15 protein-coding genes are annotated in these 17,069 nt (G+C 59.1%); 8 read left to right on the top strand and 7 right to left on the bottom strand.

Annotation, left to right across the window (positions count from 1 at the left end; translation table 11 throughout):
- The first annotated feature begins 19 nt into the window (after positions 1 to 19).
- Entirely contained in the window at positions 20 to 427 is a 408-nt protein-coding gene (locus J0G10_RS28750; protein WP_016984776.1) for an acyl-CoA thioesterase, read from the top strand.
- A 174-nt stretch (positions 428 to 601) separates the two neighbouring features.
- Positions 602 to 1,489 (top strand): formate/nitrite transporter family protein, encoded by an 888-nt coding sequence (locus J0G10_RS28745; RefSeq protein ID WP_095049489.1) that lies wholly within the window; start codon positions 602 to 604, stop codon positions 1,487 to 1,489.
- On the opposite strand, the gene J0G10_RS28740 is transcribed toward J0G10_RS28745, so the two are convergent.
- Both J0G10_RS28740 and J0G10_RS28735 read right to left on the bottom strand, forming a co-directional pair.
- Positions 1,490 to 2,755: a cation:proton antiporter gene (locus tag J0G10_RS28740; RefSeq protein ID WP_220557109.1), complete on the bottom strand. Its 1,266-nt coding sequence runs from the start codon at positions 2,753 to 2,755 to the stop codon at positions 1,490 to 1,492.
- A 267-nt stretch (positions 2,756 to 3,022) separates the two neighbouring features.
- A complete protein-coding gene (locus J0G10_RS28735; RefSeq protein WP_095049491.1) occupies positions 3,023 to 4,192 on the bottom strand; it encodes an MFS transporter in 1,170 nt (389 codons plus the stop codon).
- Positions 4,193 to 4,442: 250 nt separating this feature from the next.
- Between J0G10_RS28735 and J0G10_RS28730 the strand changes: the two genes are divergently transcribed.
- Together J0G10_RS28730 and J0G10_RS28725 are read left to right on the top strand one after the other, a co-directional pair.
- Positions 4,443 to 5,276 carry an EamA family transporter gene (locus J0G10_RS28730; protein WP_095049492.1) on the top strand — a complete coding sequence of 278 codons (834 nt, stop codon included), beginning with the start codon at positions 4,443 to 4,445 and terminating at the stop codon, positions 5,274 to 5,276.
- A gap of 38 nt (positions 5,277 to 5,314) precedes the next feature.
- A complete protein-coding gene (locus tag J0G10_RS28725; protein WP_008081053.1) occupies positions 5,315 to 5,698 on the top strand; it encodes an MAPEG family protein in 384 nt (127 codons plus the stop codon).
- A 120-nt stretch (positions 5,699 to 5,818) separates the two neighbouring features.
- On the opposite strand, the gene mltA is transcribed toward J0G10_RS28725, so the two are convergent.
- A complete protein-coding gene (gene mltA / locus J0G10_RS28720) occupies positions 5,819 to 6,997 on the bottom strand; it encodes a murein transglycosylase A (protein ID WP_095049493.1) in 1,179 nt (392 codons plus the stop codon).
- 128 nt (positions 6,998 to 7,125) lie between these two features.
- Between mltA and J0G10_RS28715 the strand changes: the two genes are divergently transcribed.
- Positions 7,126 to 7,575, top strand: coding sequence for a c-type cytochrome (locus tag J0G10_RS28715; RefSeq protein ID WP_095049494.1), 450 nt, complete (start codon positions 7,126 to 7,128; stop codon positions 7,573 to 7,575).
- 78 nt (positions 7,576 to 7,653) lie between these two features.
- On the opposite strand, the gene J0G10_RS28710 is transcribed toward J0G10_RS28715, so the two are convergent.
- Both J0G10_RS28710 and ligB read right to left on the bottom strand, forming a co-directional pair.
- A complete protein-coding gene (locus J0G10_RS28710; protein WP_095049495.1) occupies positions 7,654 to 8,049 on the bottom strand; it encodes a DUF1090 domain-containing protein in 396 nt (131 codons plus the stop codon).
- A gap of 97 nt (positions 8,050 to 8,146) precedes the next feature.
- Positions 8,147 to 9,823 carry an NAD-dependent DNA ligase LigB gene (gene ligB, locus J0G10_RS28705; RefSeq protein WP_220557108.1) on the bottom strand — a complete coding sequence of 559 codons (1,677 nt, stop codon included), beginning with the start codon at positions 9,821 to 9,823 and terminating at the stop codon, positions 8,147 to 8,149.
- Positions 9,824 to 10,035: 212 nt separating this feature from the next.
- Here ligB and J0G10_RS28700 point away from each other — a divergent pair, with 212 nt between their 5' ends.
- Positions 10,036 to 11,178 (top strand): IS481 family transposase, encoded by a 1,143-nt coding sequence (locus J0G10_RS28700; RefSeq protein WP_220556126.1) that lies wholly within the window; start codon positions 10,036 to 10,038, stop codon positions 11,176 to 11,178.
- 194 nt (positions 11,179 to 11,372) lie between these two features.
- Here the strand turns inward: J0G10_RS28700 and metK are convergent, their stop codons facing one another.
- Positions 11,373 to 12,563, bottom strand: coding sequence for a methionine adenosyltransferase (gene metK, locus J0G10_RS28695; protein WP_095049497.1), 1,191 nt, complete (start codon positions 12,561 to 12,563; stop codon positions 11,373 to 11,375).
- 18 nt (positions 12,564 to 12,581) lie between these two features.
- Complete coding sequence (locus J0G10_RS28690; RefSeq protein WP_095049498.1) at positions 12,582 to 13,577, bottom strand: ArsR/SmtB family transcription factor; 996 nt, start codon at positions 13,575 to 13,577, stop codon at positions 12,582 to 12,584.
- A 259-nt stretch (positions 13,578 to 13,836) separates the two neighbouring features.
- Between J0G10_RS28690 and tkt the strand changes: the two genes are divergently transcribed.
- Together tkt and epd are read left to right on the top strand one after the other, a co-directional pair.
- Positions 13,837 to 15,834: a transketolase gene (gene tkt / locus J0G10_RS28685; protein WP_093429867.1), complete on the top strand. Its 1,998-nt coding sequence runs from the start codon at positions 13,837 to 13,839 to the stop codon at positions 15,832 to 15,834.
- Positions 15,835 to 16,012: 178 nt separating this feature from the next.
- Positions 16,013 to 17,065 (top strand): erythrose-4-phosphate dehydrogenase, encoded by a 1,053-nt coding sequence (gene epd / locus J0G10_RS28680; RefSeq protein ID WP_064388120.1) that lies wholly within the window; start codon positions 16,013 to 16,015, stop codon positions 17,063 to 17,065.
- Positions 17,066 to 17,069: the final 4 nt, after the last annotated feature.

The raw sequence follows: 17,069 nt of genomic DNA, 5'->3' as shown, positions 1-17,069 counted from the left end.
AAGACACTCAGGAGTGAAGATGAATTTCCACACCCGCAAATGGGTAAAACCCGAAGACCTTAACCCCAACGGCACCCTGTTCGGCGGCAGCCTGCTGCGCTGGATCGACGAGGAAGCGGCAATTTACGCCATCGTGCAGTTGGGCAATCAGCGCGTGGTGACCAAGTACATTTCCGAAATCAACTTTGTCAGCGCCTCGCGCCAGGGCGACATCATCGAACTGGGCATCACCGCCACCGAGTTCGGCCGCACCTCGATCACCCTGACCTGCGAAGTGCGCAACAAGATCACTCGCAAGAGCATTCTCACCGTTGAGAAGATGGTTTTTGTGAACCTCGGTGAAGACGGCTTGCCGGCACCGCACGGGCGCACTGAAATCAAATATGTGAAAGATCAGTTCCAGGAAGATGAGTTAGTTACCAAGTGACATCGGCGGCGCTTTCTTCGCGAGCAGGCTCGCTCCCACAAGGATCACGCTGTACCTGTGGGAGCGAGCCTGCTCGCGAAAGCGGTTGTTCAGTCAGCGAAGAATCATCTGCCCACTGAACAGCCATGAACCGCCGGGGTCGTAGGTAAACACCACCCCCACGGTTCCCACGCCATGACCACTCCCACCGACGGCAAGACCCCCGACCTCTCGGCCAAAGAACAGCACGAAGTCGAGAAAAACCAGCCGCCCCGCGCGGCTGTCCTGCACGAAATCATCCGCAGCCAAGGCGATCAGGAACTGGAGCGCAGTATCGCCGCACTCTGGTGGTCGGCGCTGGCGGCCGGGTTGACCATGGGCCTGTCACTGATGGGCATGGGCCTGCTCAACTCGCGCCTGCCCGACGGTGACGAATTCAAGGTGATCGCCAGTTTCGGCTACTGCGCGGGTTTTCTCGCAGTGATTCTCGCCCGCCAGCAACTGTTCACCGAAAACACCTTGACCGCCGTATTGCCGGTCATGACCAAGCCGACCCTGCAAAATTTCGGCCGGTTGATCCGCCTGTGGACAGTGGTTTTGGTCGGTAATCTGTGCGGGACGATTCTGGTCGCGTACGTGATGCTCGAATTGCCGATCTTCGACACCAAAACCGATCAAGCTTTCCTCGAAATCGGTCGCAAGGTCATGGAAAACCACGCCAGCCAGATGTTCGCCAAGGGCATCGTTTCCGGCTGGATGATCGCCACCATGGTCTGGATGATCCCGTCCATGGAGAGCGCGAAGATGTGGATCATCATCCTTATCACCTACCTGATGGCGCTCGGCGACTTCACTCACATCGTGGTGGGTTCGGCGGAGGTCTCGTATCTGGTGTTCGCCGGCGAATTGCCGTGGAGTGATTTCTGGGCGGTATTCGCAGGCCCCACGCTGGCGGGGAATATCATTGGCGGCAGCTTTATCTTTGCGCTGATCAGCCATGCGCAGATCCGCAGCGAGAGCGGCGCGCCGAAGGAAACGGCGGATCAGGCCGGGAAACCTGATCCGCAGGAGATCAAAAAATGATCAGCGGTGAGCGGCTTCGCTGATGGTCACGGGCTCGTTGCGAGTTGCGTACTTGACCAGTTTGCCGATGGTCAGGCCCTGCAACAGGATCGACGACAGCACCACGATATAGGTGATGCTCAGCAGCAGATCGCGCTCCGGACCCAGCGGCAGGGCCAGGGCCAGTGCCACCGAAACACCGCCGCGCAAACCGCCCCAGGTCAGAATCCGGATGGTGCCGGCCGGCACTGTCCGCCAGCGGCGCAGCAGCAGAATCGCCGGGGCCACAGTGAGCAGGCGCGACAGCAGAATCGCCACCGCCAACAAACCTGCCGCGGCCATGTGCAACCAGTTGAATGGCAGCAGCAACAGCTCCATGCCGATCAGCGCGAACAGCAGCGCGTTGAGCATGTCATCGAGCAATTCCCAGAAACCGTCCAGATAACGACGGGTCATGTCATTCATCGCCAGATTGCGCCCGACATTGCCGATGATCAGACCGGCGACCACCATCGCAATCGGCGCTGAAACGTGAATCTCGGTAGACATCGCCGAACCACCAATGACCAGCGCCAGCGTCAGCATCACGGTGATTTGATGCTGCTCGACGCTTTTGATCATTCGATAAACCAGATAACCGATCAGGCCGCCAAACAGCACGCCGCCAATCGCTTCGTGAAAGAACAACATCGCGGTGGCGCTGATGGTCGGGGTTTCGCCGAGTTGGGCGATGCCCAGCAACACGGTGAACACCACCACGGCCGTGCCGTCGTTGAACAGCGACTCGCCGACGATGGTGGTTTTCAGCGGTTTCGAGGCATTGGCGGTACGCAGCACGCCGAGCACCGCGATCGGGTCGGTTGGCGAAATCAACGCGCCGAACAACAGGCAGTACAGGAAACTCACGTGCCAGCCGAACAGGGCAAAAATGTAATAGGCGAGACTGCCGATCACCGTGGTGGCAATCAACACGCCGAAGGTCGCCAGCAGGCCGATGGGCCAGCGGTAGCTGCGCAAATCATTGAGGTTGACGTGCAGGGCGCCGGCGAACAGCAGGAACGAGAGCATCCAGTTCATCAGCAGATCGCCGAAGTCGATCTGGCCAATCAGTTGCTGCACGCGTTCTTCGAGACCGGGGTAACCGAGCACGCTCAGGCCTTGCAGGATCAGCGAGAACAGTAGCGCGGTGACCATCACGCCGATGGTCGGCGGCAGGCCGATGAAGCGGAAATTGACGAAGGTGAGGAGGGTGGTGAGGCAGATGAAAGCGGCGACAAGTTCAAGCATCCGGGGTCCTTTGGATGAGGGGTGAGTGGAGCGCGCCCGATGCTTGGGCGCAGGGGTTTGATGGGCTGAGAGCGACAGAGGGCACAAGCTTCCCTCACCCCAGCCCTCTCCCGGAGGGAGAGGGAGCCGACCTTATTGTCTTGCGGCATGCATCGACCTGAATAACCGAGTCGATTATGGATTCGGCAATGCGCGTTCAGGTCGGCGTACTTCTGAAGCATCCCCCGGTCAGTCCCCTCTCCCTCTGGGAGAGGGTTAGGGTGAGGGCTAGCCGGACACATTGACCGCAGCCGCTTCGCGACGTTGCAGATAGATGAAAAACAGCGCCGTCAGCACCGTCAATACACCGACCAGCGCCCCCGTCCACGGCAAGTCCGCCAGATCCGCGCCACTGGCCACCACCAGCCCGCCGATCCACGCACCCGCTGCGTTGCCAAGGTTGAATGCACTCTGGTTCAACGTCGAGCCCAGGTTCGGTGCTTCATGGGCCTGATCGATGATCAGCAGTTGCAGAATCGGGCACAGCGCAAAAGCGAAAATCCCCCACAGCACCAGCGTGATTGCCGCTGGCACCACAGAGCGACTGGTCTGACTGAACGCCGCCAGAATCACCACCACCGCCAAGGCCACACCAACCAGCGACGGCAACAAACGGCTATCCGCCAGGCGCCCGCCGAGCATGCTGCCACCGGTCAAGCCGACGCCGAACAACAGCAACATCACCGTCACGCCATGCGGGCTGACGCCGGTGATGTCCTGCAGGATCGGCGCGATGTAAGTGAACACACTGAACAGACTGGTCGACGCGAGCACACTCATGCCTAGAGCCAGCAACACGTTGACCTTACCCAGTACCTTGAATTCGCTGGCGAGGTTGGCCTTGTCCATGGGGATGTGTTTTGGCAGCCACAACCATTGCGCGAGCGCCGCAATCACACCAATCACCGACACCGCCCAGAACGTCGAGCGCCAGCCGGCATACTGTCCGAGCGCCGTGCCCAGCGGCACGCCGAGAACGTTGGCCAAGGTCAGGCCGGTGAACATCATTGCAATCGCCTGCGCGCGTTTGTTCGGTGCGACCAGCCCGGCGGCAACCACCGAGCCAATGCCGAAGAACGCGCCGTGGCACAGCGCGGTGACCACGCGAGCGGCCATCAGCGTCGCGTAGTTCGGCGCGAGTGCGCAGAGCACGTTGCCAAGGATGAACATCAGCGTCATTCCCAACAGCGTCGCTTTGCGCGGCATGTTCGCGGTGCCGATCGCCAGGATCGGGGCGCCGAACACCACGCCCAGGGCGTAGCCGGTAATCAGCAGGCCCGCATGGGGAATGCTCACGGAGAGGTCCCGGGCGACGTCGGGCAGCAGGCCCATGATGACGAATTCGGTGGTGCCGATGCCGAACGCGGCAACAGCGAGTGCAAGCAAGGCGAGTGGCATGCGCAAGGTCTCTGTCGGTAGTCTTGACGCTTTGATCAGGCATACGCAGGCCGACGACCGCTTTCGAATGAGAGCAGGGCAGGCAGGAATTATTGGTATTTTTCTGTGCGCAACTGAGTGCGGCGTGGTCGCTTGCAGTATAAACAGCTGCTGACACATCGCGAATCAATAATCTGACTATTCGACGATTCACTGTAGGAGCTGCCGCGGCAGCTCCTACATGGGGACTCATAAAAATAAGGGGTAAGACGTGCTGGCGACGGGGTTGGTATTGATGGCGGCGCTGCTGCATGCGACGTGGAATACGTTAATCAAGTTCAGCGCCGAGCGACTGTTGGTGGTGGCGTGCATGGACACCGTGGCGCTGCTGGTCGTTGCCATCGCGTTTCCATTCGTAAGCTTGCCGCCCATGGAAATCTGGCCGTGGATTCTCGCTTCGGCAGCTTTTGAACTGCTTTATCGCTATCTTCTGATTCAAGCCTACCGGGTCGGCGATCTCGGGCTGGTGTATCCGCTGATGCGCGGATTATCGCCTTTGGTGGTGCTCGCGCTGACCCTGATCTTCGCGGGAGAGGTGCTCACCACGCAGCAAATCTTCGGCATCATGCTGATCCCGTTCGGCATGGTTTGTCTGCTATGGCAGGGTGGCGGTGGCAAGCATTTGCCATGGTCGATGTTGCCGGTGGTGGCGCTGATCGGCCTGTGTATCGGTTGCTACACCTACATCGATGGCCAGGCGTTGCGGCGCTGGTCCCATCCTTTGGATTATCTGGTCTGGGTCACGCTGCTCAGCGCCTGGCCGTTTCCGCTGTTGGCATGGGTCGCCAAGCGTCCGGCGTTCATGTTGTTCTGGCGTGAGCAATGGAAGCTGGGGTTGGCGGTGGGCTTCTGCGTATTGGCCAGCTACGCTCTGGTGCTGTGGGCGATGCAGTTGGGTTCGATTGCGGAAGCGGCGGCATTGCGCGAGATCAGCGTAATTCTGGTGGTGCTGTTCGGTATGCGCTACCTCAAAGAACCTTTTGGCCGGCCGCGGCTCTTAGCCTGTGGGCTGGTACTGATCGGCATGCTGGTAATGAAGTTCTGACTGCTCGCGAACTCTATAACTCGAAAAAGGACGGCGTTATGACGGTGGCTCTGTGGTGTGTGTTGATTGCGATTTTTCTGCCGTATATCTGCACCGGCGTGGCGAAAGCCGTGGGCGGCTACCGGCTGAGTGATAACCACGATCCGCGCGACTTTCTCGAAAGTCTCAACGGCGTGGCGAGGCGTGCGCATGCCGCGCAGATGAACAGCTTTGAAGTGACGCCGGCATTTGCGGCGGCAGTGATTGTTGCGCACCTGGTTGGGACGGCGGAGCTGGTAACGGTCAATGTGCTGGCGGTGCTGTTTATCACCAGTCGCCTGCTTTACATCATTTGCTACCTGGCGGACTGGGCGATCTTGCGCTCGCTGGTGTGGTTTGTGGGGATGGGGTTGATTGCTTCGTTCTTCTTTGTGTCTGTTTGATTATCGGTGTTGCTGATGGCCTCATCGCGAGCAGACTCACTCCTAAATTAGGAATGCGTTCCCCTGTAGGAGTGAGCCTGCTCGCGATAGCTATCTGATTACCTCAGCAGATTCCAAGGGTTACTTCTTCTCTGTATCAGCCACCTGCGGCACTTGCGGCAGCGCTGCGCCTTTGGGCCAAAGCATCCAGATCTGCCCCTGCTGTTTCATGTCCCCGGCCAGTTGTCCAGCCGCATCACCGGTGCCCCAGAACAGATCCGCCCGCACTTCGCCAGCAATCGCACCTCCGGTATCTTGTGCCGCCACCGGGCGAACCAGTGCCGTGCCATCCGGTTTTGTCGTCGACAGCCACAGCAGGCTGCCCAACGGAATCACCTTGCGATCCACTGCCGCGCTATAACCGGCAGTCAACGGCACGTTCAGCGAACCGCGCGGGCCTTCATTGCTGTCCGGGTTGCGCGTGAAGAACACGTAGCTCGGGTTGCTGCCCAGCAGTTCCGGAATGCGCGAAGGATTGGCCTTGGCCCAGTTGCTGATCGCGCTCATGGTCACGTCTTCTTTCTTCAGCTCGCCTTGCTCGACCAGCCAGCGCCCGATTGGGCGATACGGATGGCCGTTCTGATCGGCGTACGCGATGCGCAACTGTTTGCCGTCATCGGTCTGAATTCGCCCGGAACCCTGGATCTGCAGGAATTGCAGATTCATCGGGTCGGTCAGGTAGGCAACCACCGGGGCTTTTACACCTTTGGATTCAATAGTGGCGGCATCGTCGTAAGGCTTGAGCACGCGACCTTCGAGGCGGCCGCGCAAGCGTTTGCCTTTCAGCTCCGGGTAAATGCTGTCCAGCGAGACAATGATCATGTCTTCGGGCACGCCGTACACCGGTACATTGGCCGTGTCGGTGGGCGTCAGGCTGCCGGGGTAGACCGGTTCGTAGTAACCGGTGATCAAACCGTTGGGGTTGTCGTTTTCAGCGCGCAGGCCGTAAACGTCGAGGTTTTGCTTAAGGAAAGCGCGAATCTCGCCAGCACTTTGCGGTACGTTGGCCGCAGCGGCGCAGGTGGAGCCCCATACGGCATCAGCTTTGAGTCGGGTGCAGGCGCTACGCCACGAACCGAAACCGGCGACCAGATCGCTATCGGATACTGCCGGCAGTGCTTCCCAGGTGGCGCTGGAATAAGTGGCCAGTGCGTGGGTTTTTGGTTTGGCGCTATCACCGCCGGTGCAGCCAGCGAGAATCGCCATTAGAGGCAGGGATGCGATCAGCGGGTGACGCCAGGCCTTGAAAGGGCTGTTCATGGAGTAATTCCTGTGCCGGTTGACCGAGTGCTCCATGCGCTCGAACAACCCGTATTTTTAATAGGGCTATTGGTGTTTGGCGGTGACGCGAGGATACTGGCCGCCGAATTCCGTGACCTGAAGCCACCATGACTCTTAAAAGCATTTCTGTTGTATTGCTGGCCTGTCTGACCTTGTCCGCCTGTGGCGGTGTCGATCCGAATTCTCCACTGGGCCAGCGCAAGGCCATTTTCAAACAGATGCTCAAGACTGGTGAAGACCTCGGCGGTATGTTGCGTGGACGCATCCCGTTCGACGGGCCGAAGTTCGCCGAAGGCGCGGTCAAACTCAATGCGTTGTCCCATGAGCCGTGGAAGCATTTCCCGCAGGTTCGCGAAGAAGATCACACCAGCGCCAAGGACGATGTCTGGCAGAAGCAGGCGAAGTTTCAGGAAATGGCCCGCACTCTCGAAGCTGCCACCGGTGAATTGGTGATTGCCAGTCAGATTCAACCGTACAAGGCCAGCAACCTCGGGCCTGCGGTGCAGAAAGTCGAAGATGCCTGCAGCGCTTGTCATAAACAGTTTCGCGATCATTGATATTTAAAAGATCGCAGCCTGCGGCAGCTCCTACCCTGATCAATATAGGAGCTGCCGCAGGCTGCGATCTATTGATTTTTACTTATCGATTTCGTCCAGCGCGTCCTGAAGTTCTTTGCGCGATTCGGCGAGTTTGTCTTTGCGCTTGTTGATCTTCTCTGGATCGCCTTTCTTCATCGCCTTGTCGAGATCAGCCTGGCGCTTGCTCACTTCGTGCTTGGCGTCGAGCACCTTGTTTTCGCGTTCTTTCTTCAGGCCCGCGTCGGTGCAGTGTTCGGTCACCTCACGCAGGGCAGTTTCCAGGCCTGCCTGCTGATCAGCGTTGCCGCGCGACTTGGCCTGTTCGATCTGGTTCATGATGCCTTGCTTCTTGGCCGCGCAACCGGTCAGGCCCGGGGCGTCTTCGTCGGCCATGACAGGGGTGGCCATCACGCCACAAAGGGTCAGCATGGCGAGCGGTGCGAGAAATTTCATAAAAGCTCCATGTGCAAAGGCAATCGGGTCGGGGCGGCACTGCGCTGTTGGAGCGCCTCGGTGGTGGTTGGGTTCCCGGGGTACCGGGATTGCGTGCTCAGAAACCGTCGATGCCGGCGGTCCGCAAGGTATCGCTCAAGGCTAACACCTGCGGGTCGCGGAAGAAGGCGCTCAATTGCGCTGCGCGACCGGGGCCGATACCGGGTTCTGCCTGCCATTGTTCGGTGTCTCGTTGTGCCAGCGCCTGCCATGAATCAGGCAGTTGTGCCTGACCGGTTGGCGGCAAGCCCAAGGCTTTGAGCCATTGAGTGAACGGTCGCTGGCGGGCGCTGTGAAAGCTGTTCATCAGGCGTTCGCTGCTGCGCTCGCCAAAGCCGGCAATGTTAGCAAGCTCCGGTGCGTCGAGGGTCAACCAATCCAGCAGGTTGTTCACGCGGCGTGTTTCGAGAAGTTTCTCCCAAGTGCCACGACCGACATGTTGCATCGCCAGCCCTTGTTTGCCACTGAGCCAGGTCAGGCGAGCGAGAAACTGGCTTTCGCAGCCGGGCGAGGGTTGCCAGCAACTCAATGCGTGGAAGTCGTCGGCGTTGGGGATGTTGAGGTCTGGGCGTTCGGCGGCGCGCAGCACCACGCTGTCGAGCCGTGGAATGGTCAGGCCGGCGAGGCTGATTGCCACTTGGTCGCCGGGGCGGATATCCAGGTCTTGCCAGCGTTTGAAGGAACTGGCGCTGACCCGTTTGATTTCCCGGTCATCGAGCATGACGGGTTTGAGTTCGAGTACTGGCGTGATGCGCCCGGTGCGCCCGATCTTGAAGTTGACCTTGCGCACTTCGGCCAGCGCTTGAGCAAAAGGATACTTCCACGCAACTGCCCAATACGGAGCGCGAGCCTGCCAGCGTTCGGCGCGTGGTCGTTGGCTCTGGCGCAGTACCACGCCGTCAGTGGCAAAGGGCAGGGGTGAGCGATACCAGTGATCGCGCCATTTCTGTGCTGCAGCAAAGTCGGCGACAGGATGACTGTACGGTTCAATCGTGGCGAAACCCAGCGTCGCCAACGTGGCGATTCGCTCGGGCAATTGCGCTGGGCCTTGTGGCCAGTCCCAGACGAACAGTCCGATACCGGCGGCTTGCGCGGCATCCAGGGTTTTGCGTCCCATCAGTCCCGCGACGGTGGAGCGAGCGTTAACGCTGCCGGATCGAGCTTGCACGTGCTCGTTCAAGCGCCAATAGAGTTCGCCCTGCACCAGCATATCCAGCGGTTGTGTCAGGTGTTGAGGAATGGCGCCGATCTTCTGTGCTGATGGCGTCCAGTCTTGCCCGCGAACCCCGTCACCGCGACTGATGACCTGTTGCAAAACGCCCGCGCGATAAATCAGCGTTACTGCGACGCCGTCGATCTTGGGTTGTATCCAGACATCCTTGCGATCATGTAGCCAGGCCTCCACGGCCTCATCTTTGTGGATTTTATCCAGGCCGGTATGGGCGATGGGGTGCGCGTTTGAGCCTGAAACTGTGTGCAAAGGATCGGGTGGCGAGGGCACTTTGAAACACGCTCGCCAATCGTTCAGTTGCGCAAGGGATTGGTCGTAGAGTTCGTCGGCAATCAGTGAGCGGCCTTCGCGGTGGTAGGCGTCGTCCCATTGATTGATCTGGTTTTGCAGGGCGGTGATTTCGCGTTGGGCGTGTGCAGCGGGCCAGTTTGGGCAGGTGGCTTGCGCGCTGAATGTTGCGGGCATCAGCAGGAAAATAAATAACAGGCGCAGCGTGGCAAGCATCGTGAGCGTCCTTGCTCAAGGGGAATGCTTGAAGGTTAGGCGAAGATATTTACTCCGCCGGAAGGGTGTTTTACGGCTTGTTTCTGGGCCGTGAAAACAGCCCCTCACCCTAACCCTCTCTCTGTATGTACCGGAGACATGGTGGACAGGTGTTCGGAGACATGGTGGACACATTTTAATAGACACATTGCTCATCGCGAAGGAGATGGCCTGTGTCTTGGGAAGAGGTGTCCACCGTGCAGCTTCGTTCAGAATTCGTGCTGTTGGCTCGGCAAGAAGGGGCCAATGTTCGGCAGCTTTGCCGTCGATTCAATATCAGCCCAAGCACTGCCTACAAATGGCTCAACAGGTTTGAGACCTCAGGTGCAGAGGGATTGATCGATCAGTCTCGACAACCAAAGACATCACCCAAACGTTGCGCTGACGATGTTGAGCAGCAGATTCTGACCGTGAGTCAGGAGTACGCCGCTTGGGGCGCTCGCAAGCTCAAGCGTGTGCTGGAAGACGACGGCAAAGTGATGCCTTCGGTCAGTACCGTGCATGCGGTTTTACAGCGTCATTCGCGCGTTGATCCAAAGGCCGCTGAGATCAAACCGTTTATCCGGTTCGAGCATGAAGCGCCCAACGATCTTTGGCAGATGGACTTCAAGGGACATATCAGCCTGGCTCAGGGGCGTTGCCATCCGTTGACGATATTGGACGATCATTCACGGTTTTCGCTGTGCATCGCGGCATGCATTAATGAGCAGCGCCAAACCGTTCAGGAGCATCTAATCAGGACCTTTCGGCGTTTCGGCCTGCCTTTACGCATGACGATGGACAACGGTTCGCCATGGGGTGATCAGACAGGTGTTTATACCGCACTGGAGGTCTGGCTGATGAGCCAGGGCATCAAGGTCGGCCACTCCCGACCTTATCACCCGCAAACCCAGGGAAAGCTGGAGCGCTTCCACCGCAGCCTGAAAAGGGAAGTCCTGCAAGGCCAGCTCTTCATCGATCTGGACGATGCGCAACGGGCGTTTGATATCTGGCGTGAGATTTACAACCAGAAGCGCCCGCATCAAGCACTGGGCATGCAGGTTCCTGCTACTCGCTACAGCAGTAGCCCGCGGGAATATCAGGAGCAACCGGCGGCGCCTGAGTACGATGATGGGGATGTGGTCAGGAAGGTTCAGGTGAAGGGCGAGATCTACTGGGGCAATCGTGAATACACAGTTGGAAAGGCATTTTACGGGAGGTCAGTGGCTATCAGGGAAACGACGGAGGACGGCATCCACGATGTCTACTGGAGTAGACATCGTATCGCCCGAATCGACTTGAACTTGCAGATCGTGACGGCAGGTAAGAAGATCTAAAACCGTCCACCATGTCTCCGAACATGTGTCCACCATGTCTCCGGTACATACACTCCCGGGGGGAGAGGGGACTGACCGAGTGATTTGTTGGATATGCATCGACCTGAGCGTTCTGAGTTGAACTCCCGGTTTCAGGCATGAAAAAGCCCCGCACGGCGCGAACCGTGCGGGGCTTTTTGTACCGCCAGGGAGTCTTACAGACCAGCAGCAGAACGCAGGGCGTCGGCGCGGTCGGTTTTTTCCCAGGTGAACGTGGTGAAGGTGTCTTCGCCAACGGTCTTGGTTTCTGGCGCGCGACCGAAGTGGCCGTACGCTGCAGTTTCCTGGTACATCGGGTGCAGCAGATCGAGCATGGTGGTGATTGCGTATGGACGCAGGTCGAACACTTCACGCACCAGTTTGATGATCTTGTCATCGCTGATCTTGCCGGTGCCGAAGGTGTTCAGCGAGATCGAGGTAGGCTGAGCCACACCGATCGCGTAGGAAACCTGAATCTCGCAACGCTCGGCCAGGCCGGCCGCGACGATGTTCTTGGCAACGTAACGGCCAGCGTAGGCCGCCGAACGGTCAACCTTCGATGGATCCTTACCGGAGAATGCGCCGCCGCCGTGACGGGCCATGCCGCCGTAGCTGTCGACGATGATCTTGCGACCGGTCAGACCGCAGTCACCTACCGGGCCGCCAATGATGAACTGGCCGGTCGGGTTGATGTGGAACTGGGTGTCTTTGCTCAGCAGTTCGGCAGGCAGCACGTGCTTGACGATCAGCTCCATCACGCCTTCGCGCAGGTCTTTGTACGACACTTCAGGGTTGTGCTGGGTCGACAGAACAACGGCGTCGATGCCGACAACCTTGCCGCCTTCGTAACGGCAAGTCACTTGCGACTTGGCGTCCGGGCGCAGCCAAGGCAGCAGACCCGATTTACGGGCTTCGGCCTGGCGCTGCACCAACTGGTGCGAGAAGGTGATCGGCGCTGGCATCAGCACTTCGGTTTCGTTGCTGGCGTAGCCGAACATCAGGCCCTGGTCGCCGGCGCCCTGATCTTCAGGCTTGGCACGGTCAACACCCTGGTTGATGTCTGGGGACTGCTTGCCAATGATGTTCATCACGCCGCATGTCGCGCCGTCGAAGCCGACTTCGGAACTGGTGTAACCGATGTCGCAGATGACGTCACGGACGATCTGCTCCAGGTCGACCCAGGCGCTGGTGGTCACTTCACCGGCAACGATGGCCACGCCGGTCTTGACCAGGGTTTCCACGGCAACGCGTGCATGTTTGTCCTGGGCAATAATGGCGTCCAGCACCGCATCGGAAATCTGGTCGGCGATTTTGTCCGGATGTCCTTCGGACACGGACTCGGAGGTGAAGAGGGAGTATTCGCTCATCTCGATGTTTTCCTGAATTTACCGATGGTGAGTGTCGCCAGCCGGTCGCTGAAAATGGCGGACCTGGATCTGGAAACCATTACGTAAGCCTACATAGAGGCTTTCCCCGGGAACGAGTCCCGCAGCGGTGGCCCAACGGGCCAAATCGTCCTGTTCAAACCCCAACCACAGATCACCGCAGGCCTCCCTGGCCCAACTCTGGTTGTGGCTACATAACTCTGTCACGAGCAGGCTACCGCCCGGTTGCAGCAGGTTGGCCATATGCTTGAGTGCGTCGGCCGGCGCGGCGAAATGGTGCAACACCATGTTCAACACCACGCAATCGGCCGTAAGGCTTGTGCCATTCAATGCATCGGCCAATTGCAGGCTGACGTTAGCCAGCTGTTCACGTTCACATACCTGGCGAGCCAGTTCGAGCATCGCCGGGCTGTTGTCCAGCGCAGTTACGGTGCCGAAGCGACGCGCCAGTTCCGGCAAAAAAGCACCATCGCCGGGGCCGACTTCAATGGCCGTGGCTGCACCATCGAAGTTCAGTTTGTCGAGCAGGGCCAGCACGCTGTCACGGTACTGCGGCAGGCCTGCGATCAAGTCTTGCTGGGCACGGAATTTTTCCGCCACCCGGGTGAAAAAGTCCTGACTGGCCGCGGCACGTTGGCCGTGAACCTGCTCGATGCGCGCTTGCACGTCGTCAGGCAGATCCAGATTGTCGACTTCTTCTAACAATGCAGCGTGCAACTTACCGCCGAGCAATTCGGTGTGGGGCAGGGCGCGGCGATAAAAGATCGCGTTGCCTTCGCGGCGCGTCGCCACCAGATCAGCCTGGGCCAGTACCTTGAGGTGGTGGCTCATGCCGGACTGGCCAATGCCGAAAATCTGCGCCAGTTCCAGAACACCGAACGAATCGTTGGCCAGCGCGCGCAATACATTCAGGCGCAGCGGATCGCCGCCGGCCTTGCACAGGGCCGCCAGCTCGTCGCAATCGTCATGGCGAATGGAAGGCACGCGTAAGTTCATAGGGCTGGCAGTCTAGAGAGGGGGGCAAATCATCGCAAGGCCAATATCAAAAAGTTTTGATATTGCTCGATAAATGGCACTTCTCCCGAAACGGTTAACTCTACAAACGAACAGCGGAAAGGTTTCACCTACCGAAACCACTGCTATCCATTGGAAAAACGCCTCCGGATGACTATCTGTCATTGCCCCGAGGCGCTCCGGTGAGGGAAAATGCCCTCCTTTTTTCCGTTTCAATCTATTCACACCCAGGAGATCAGCGATGCCTAGCCGTCGTGAGCGTGCCAACGCCATTCGTGCCCTCAGCATGGATGCCGTGCAAAAAGCCAACAGCGGCCATCCCGGTGCCCCTATGGGTATGGCAGATATCGCCGAAGTGCTTTGGCGCGACTACCTCAAGCACAACCCGAGCAATCCATCGTTCGCCGACCGTGACCGCTTCGTGCTGTCCAACGGCCACGGCTCGATGTTGATCTACTCGCTGCTGCACCTGACCGGTTACGACCTGTCGATTGAAGACCTCAAACAGTTCCGTCAGCTGCACAGCCGCACCCCGGGCCACCCGGAATTCGGCTACACCCCGGGCGTTGAAACCACCACCGGCCCATTGGGTCAGGGTCTGGCCAACGCCGTCGGTTTCGCTCTGGCAGAAAAAGTCCTGGCAGCGCAGTTCAACCGTCCAAACCACAACATCGTTGACCACCACACCTACGTGTTCCTGGGTGATGGCTGCATGATGGAAGGCATTTCCCACGAAGTCGCTTCCCTGGCCGGTACGCTGGGTCTGGGCAAGCTGATCGCTTTCTACGATGACAACGGCATTTCAATCGACGGCGAAGTCGAAGGCTGGTTCACCGATGACACGCCGAAGCGTTTCGAAGCCTACAACTGGCAAGTGATCCGCAACGTTGACGGTCACGACCCGGAAGAAATCAAGACTGCCATCGAAACCGCGCGCAAGAGCCCGCTGCCGACGCTGATCTGCTGCAAGACCACCATCGGTTTCGGCTCGCCGAACAAGCAGGGCAAAGAAGACTGCCACGGCGCTCCACTGGGTGATGCGGAAATCGCCCTGACCCGTCAGGCGCTGAACTGGAACCACGGCCCGTTCGAAATCCCGGCCGACATCTATGCCGAGTGGGATGCCAAGGAAAAAGGTCGCGCGGCCGAAGCCGAGTGGGATCAGCGTTTCGCTGCCTACTCTGCAGCGTTCCCGACCGAAGCCAACGAGTTGGTACGTCGTCTGAGCGGTGAGCTGCCAGCTGACTTCTCGGAAAAAGCCTCGGCCTACATCGCTGAAGTTGCGGCCAAAGGCGAAACCATCGCCAGCCGTAAAGCCAGCCAGAACACCCTGAACGCGTTCGGCCCATTGCTGCCGGAACTGCTCGGCGGTTCGGCTGACCTGGCCGGTTCCAACCTGACCCTGTGGAAAGGTTGCAAGGGCGTCAGCGCTGAAGATGCTAGCGGCAACTACATGTACTACGGCGTGCGCGAGTTCGGCATGACCGCGATCATGAACGGCGTGACCCTGCACGGCGGCCTGGTGCCTTACGGCGCGACCTTCCTGATGTTCATGGAATACGCCCGCAACGCCGTGCGCATGTCCGCGCTGATGAAGAAGCAAGTGATCCACGTCTACACCCACGATTCCATCGGTCTGGGCGAAGACGGCCCGACGCACCAGCCGATCGAGCAATTGACCAGCCTGCGTACCACGCCGAACCTCGACACCTGGCGTCCAGCCGATGCCGTTGAATCGGCCGTGGCCTGGAAAAATGCGCTGGAGCGCAAGGACGGCCCATCGGCGCTGATCTTCTCGCGTCAGAACCTGCAACACCAGGAACGCGATGCCGGCCAGATTGCCGACATCAGCCGTGGCGGTTACGTGCTGAAGGACTGCGCAGGCGAGCCTGAGCTGATCCTGATCGCCACCGGTTCGGAAGTCGGTCTGGCGGTTCAGGCTTTCGACAAGCTGACCGAGCAGGGCCGCAAAGTGCGCGTGGTTTCGATGCCTTGCACCAGCGTGTTCGATGCTCAGGACGCGGGCTATAAGCAAGCCGTGCTGCCGTTGCAGGTGAGCGCGCGTATCGCGATCGAAGCGGCACACGCCGACTTCTGGTTCAAGTACGTGGGTCTGGAAGGTCGCGTGATTGGCATGACCACTTACGGCGAATCGGCTCCAGCTTCGGCCCTGTTCGAAGAGTTCGGTTTTACCCTGGAAAACATCCTCGGTCAGGCTGAAGAGCTGCTGGAAGACTAAGGCACAGCGCGGTGGCCTCAGGGTCACCGCAATCCCTGTGGGAGCTGGCTTGCCAGCGATAGCGTCCGTTCAGTCAGCATATATGTTGAAGCGAATGGCCCTATCGCTGGCAAGCCAGCTCCCACAGGGGTTGTGTTGCAACAAACATTACGTCTGCCTGCGTACTATCGAGAACCCCATGCCTCAACCGCGTCCCTTCAAAGTTGCACTCAACGGCTACGGCCGCATTGGTCGTTGCGTCTTGCGTGCGTTGTTTGAGCGAGGCGAGAAAGCCGGGTTTGAAATTGTCGCGATCAACGATCTGGCGGACATGGCCAGCATCGAATACCTGACACGCTTCGACTCCACTCACGGCCGTTTTCCGGGCGAGGTGCGAGTAGAAGGCGATTGTCTGCATATTAATGGCGACTGCGTGAAGGTCCTGCGCAGTGCCACCCCCGAAGGCATCGATTGGGCGTCACTGGGCGTCGATCTGGTGCTTGAGTGTTCCGGTGCCTATAACACCCGTGAAGACGGCCAGCGTTTTCTCGACGCTGGCGCGCCACGTGTGTTGTTCTCGCAGCCAATGGCCAGCGAGGCGGATGTCGACGCCACCATCGTTTACGGCGTCAATCAGGATTGCCTGACCGGCGACGAACTGCTGGTGTCCAACGCCTCCTGTACGACCAATTGCGGCGTGCCGCTGTTGCGCTTGCTCGACAAGGCCATTGGCCTCGATTACGTGTCGATCACCACGATTCACTCGGCAATGAACGACCAGCCGGTGATCGACGCCTATCACCACGAAGACCTGCGCCGCACCCGTTCGGCATTCCAGTCAGTGATCCCGGTGTCCACCGGTCTGGCGCGTGGTATCGAGCGCCTGCTGCCGGAACTTGCCGGGCGAATTCAGGCCAAAGCCGTACGCGTGCCGACGGTCAACGTGTCCTGCCTCGACATCACGATGCAGACCGCCACCGCGACCGATGCCAATGAGGTCAACCGGATCCTGCGCGAAGCCGCCACCAGCGGCCCGCTCAAAGGTCTGCTCGCCTATACCGAGTTGCCGCACGCTAGCTGTGATTTCAACCATGACCCACATTCGGCCATCGTCGATGCCAGTCAGACCCGTGTTTCCGGCCCTAAGCTGGTGAACATCCTGGCCTGGTTCGACAACGAATGGGGTTTTGCCAACCGAATGCTGGACGTTGCAGAACACTATCTGCAAACAGCAACTTCAAAAAAACCGTAGGAAG

This window comes from Pseudomonas germanica (assembly GCF_019614655.1).
In the GTDB taxonomy this organism is placed as follows: Bacteria; Pseudomonadota; Gammaproteobacteria; order Pseudomonadales; family Pseudomonadaceae; genus Aquipseudomonas; species Aquipseudomonas neuropathica.
This window is presented reverse-complemented; position numbering and strand designations above follow the sequence as displayed.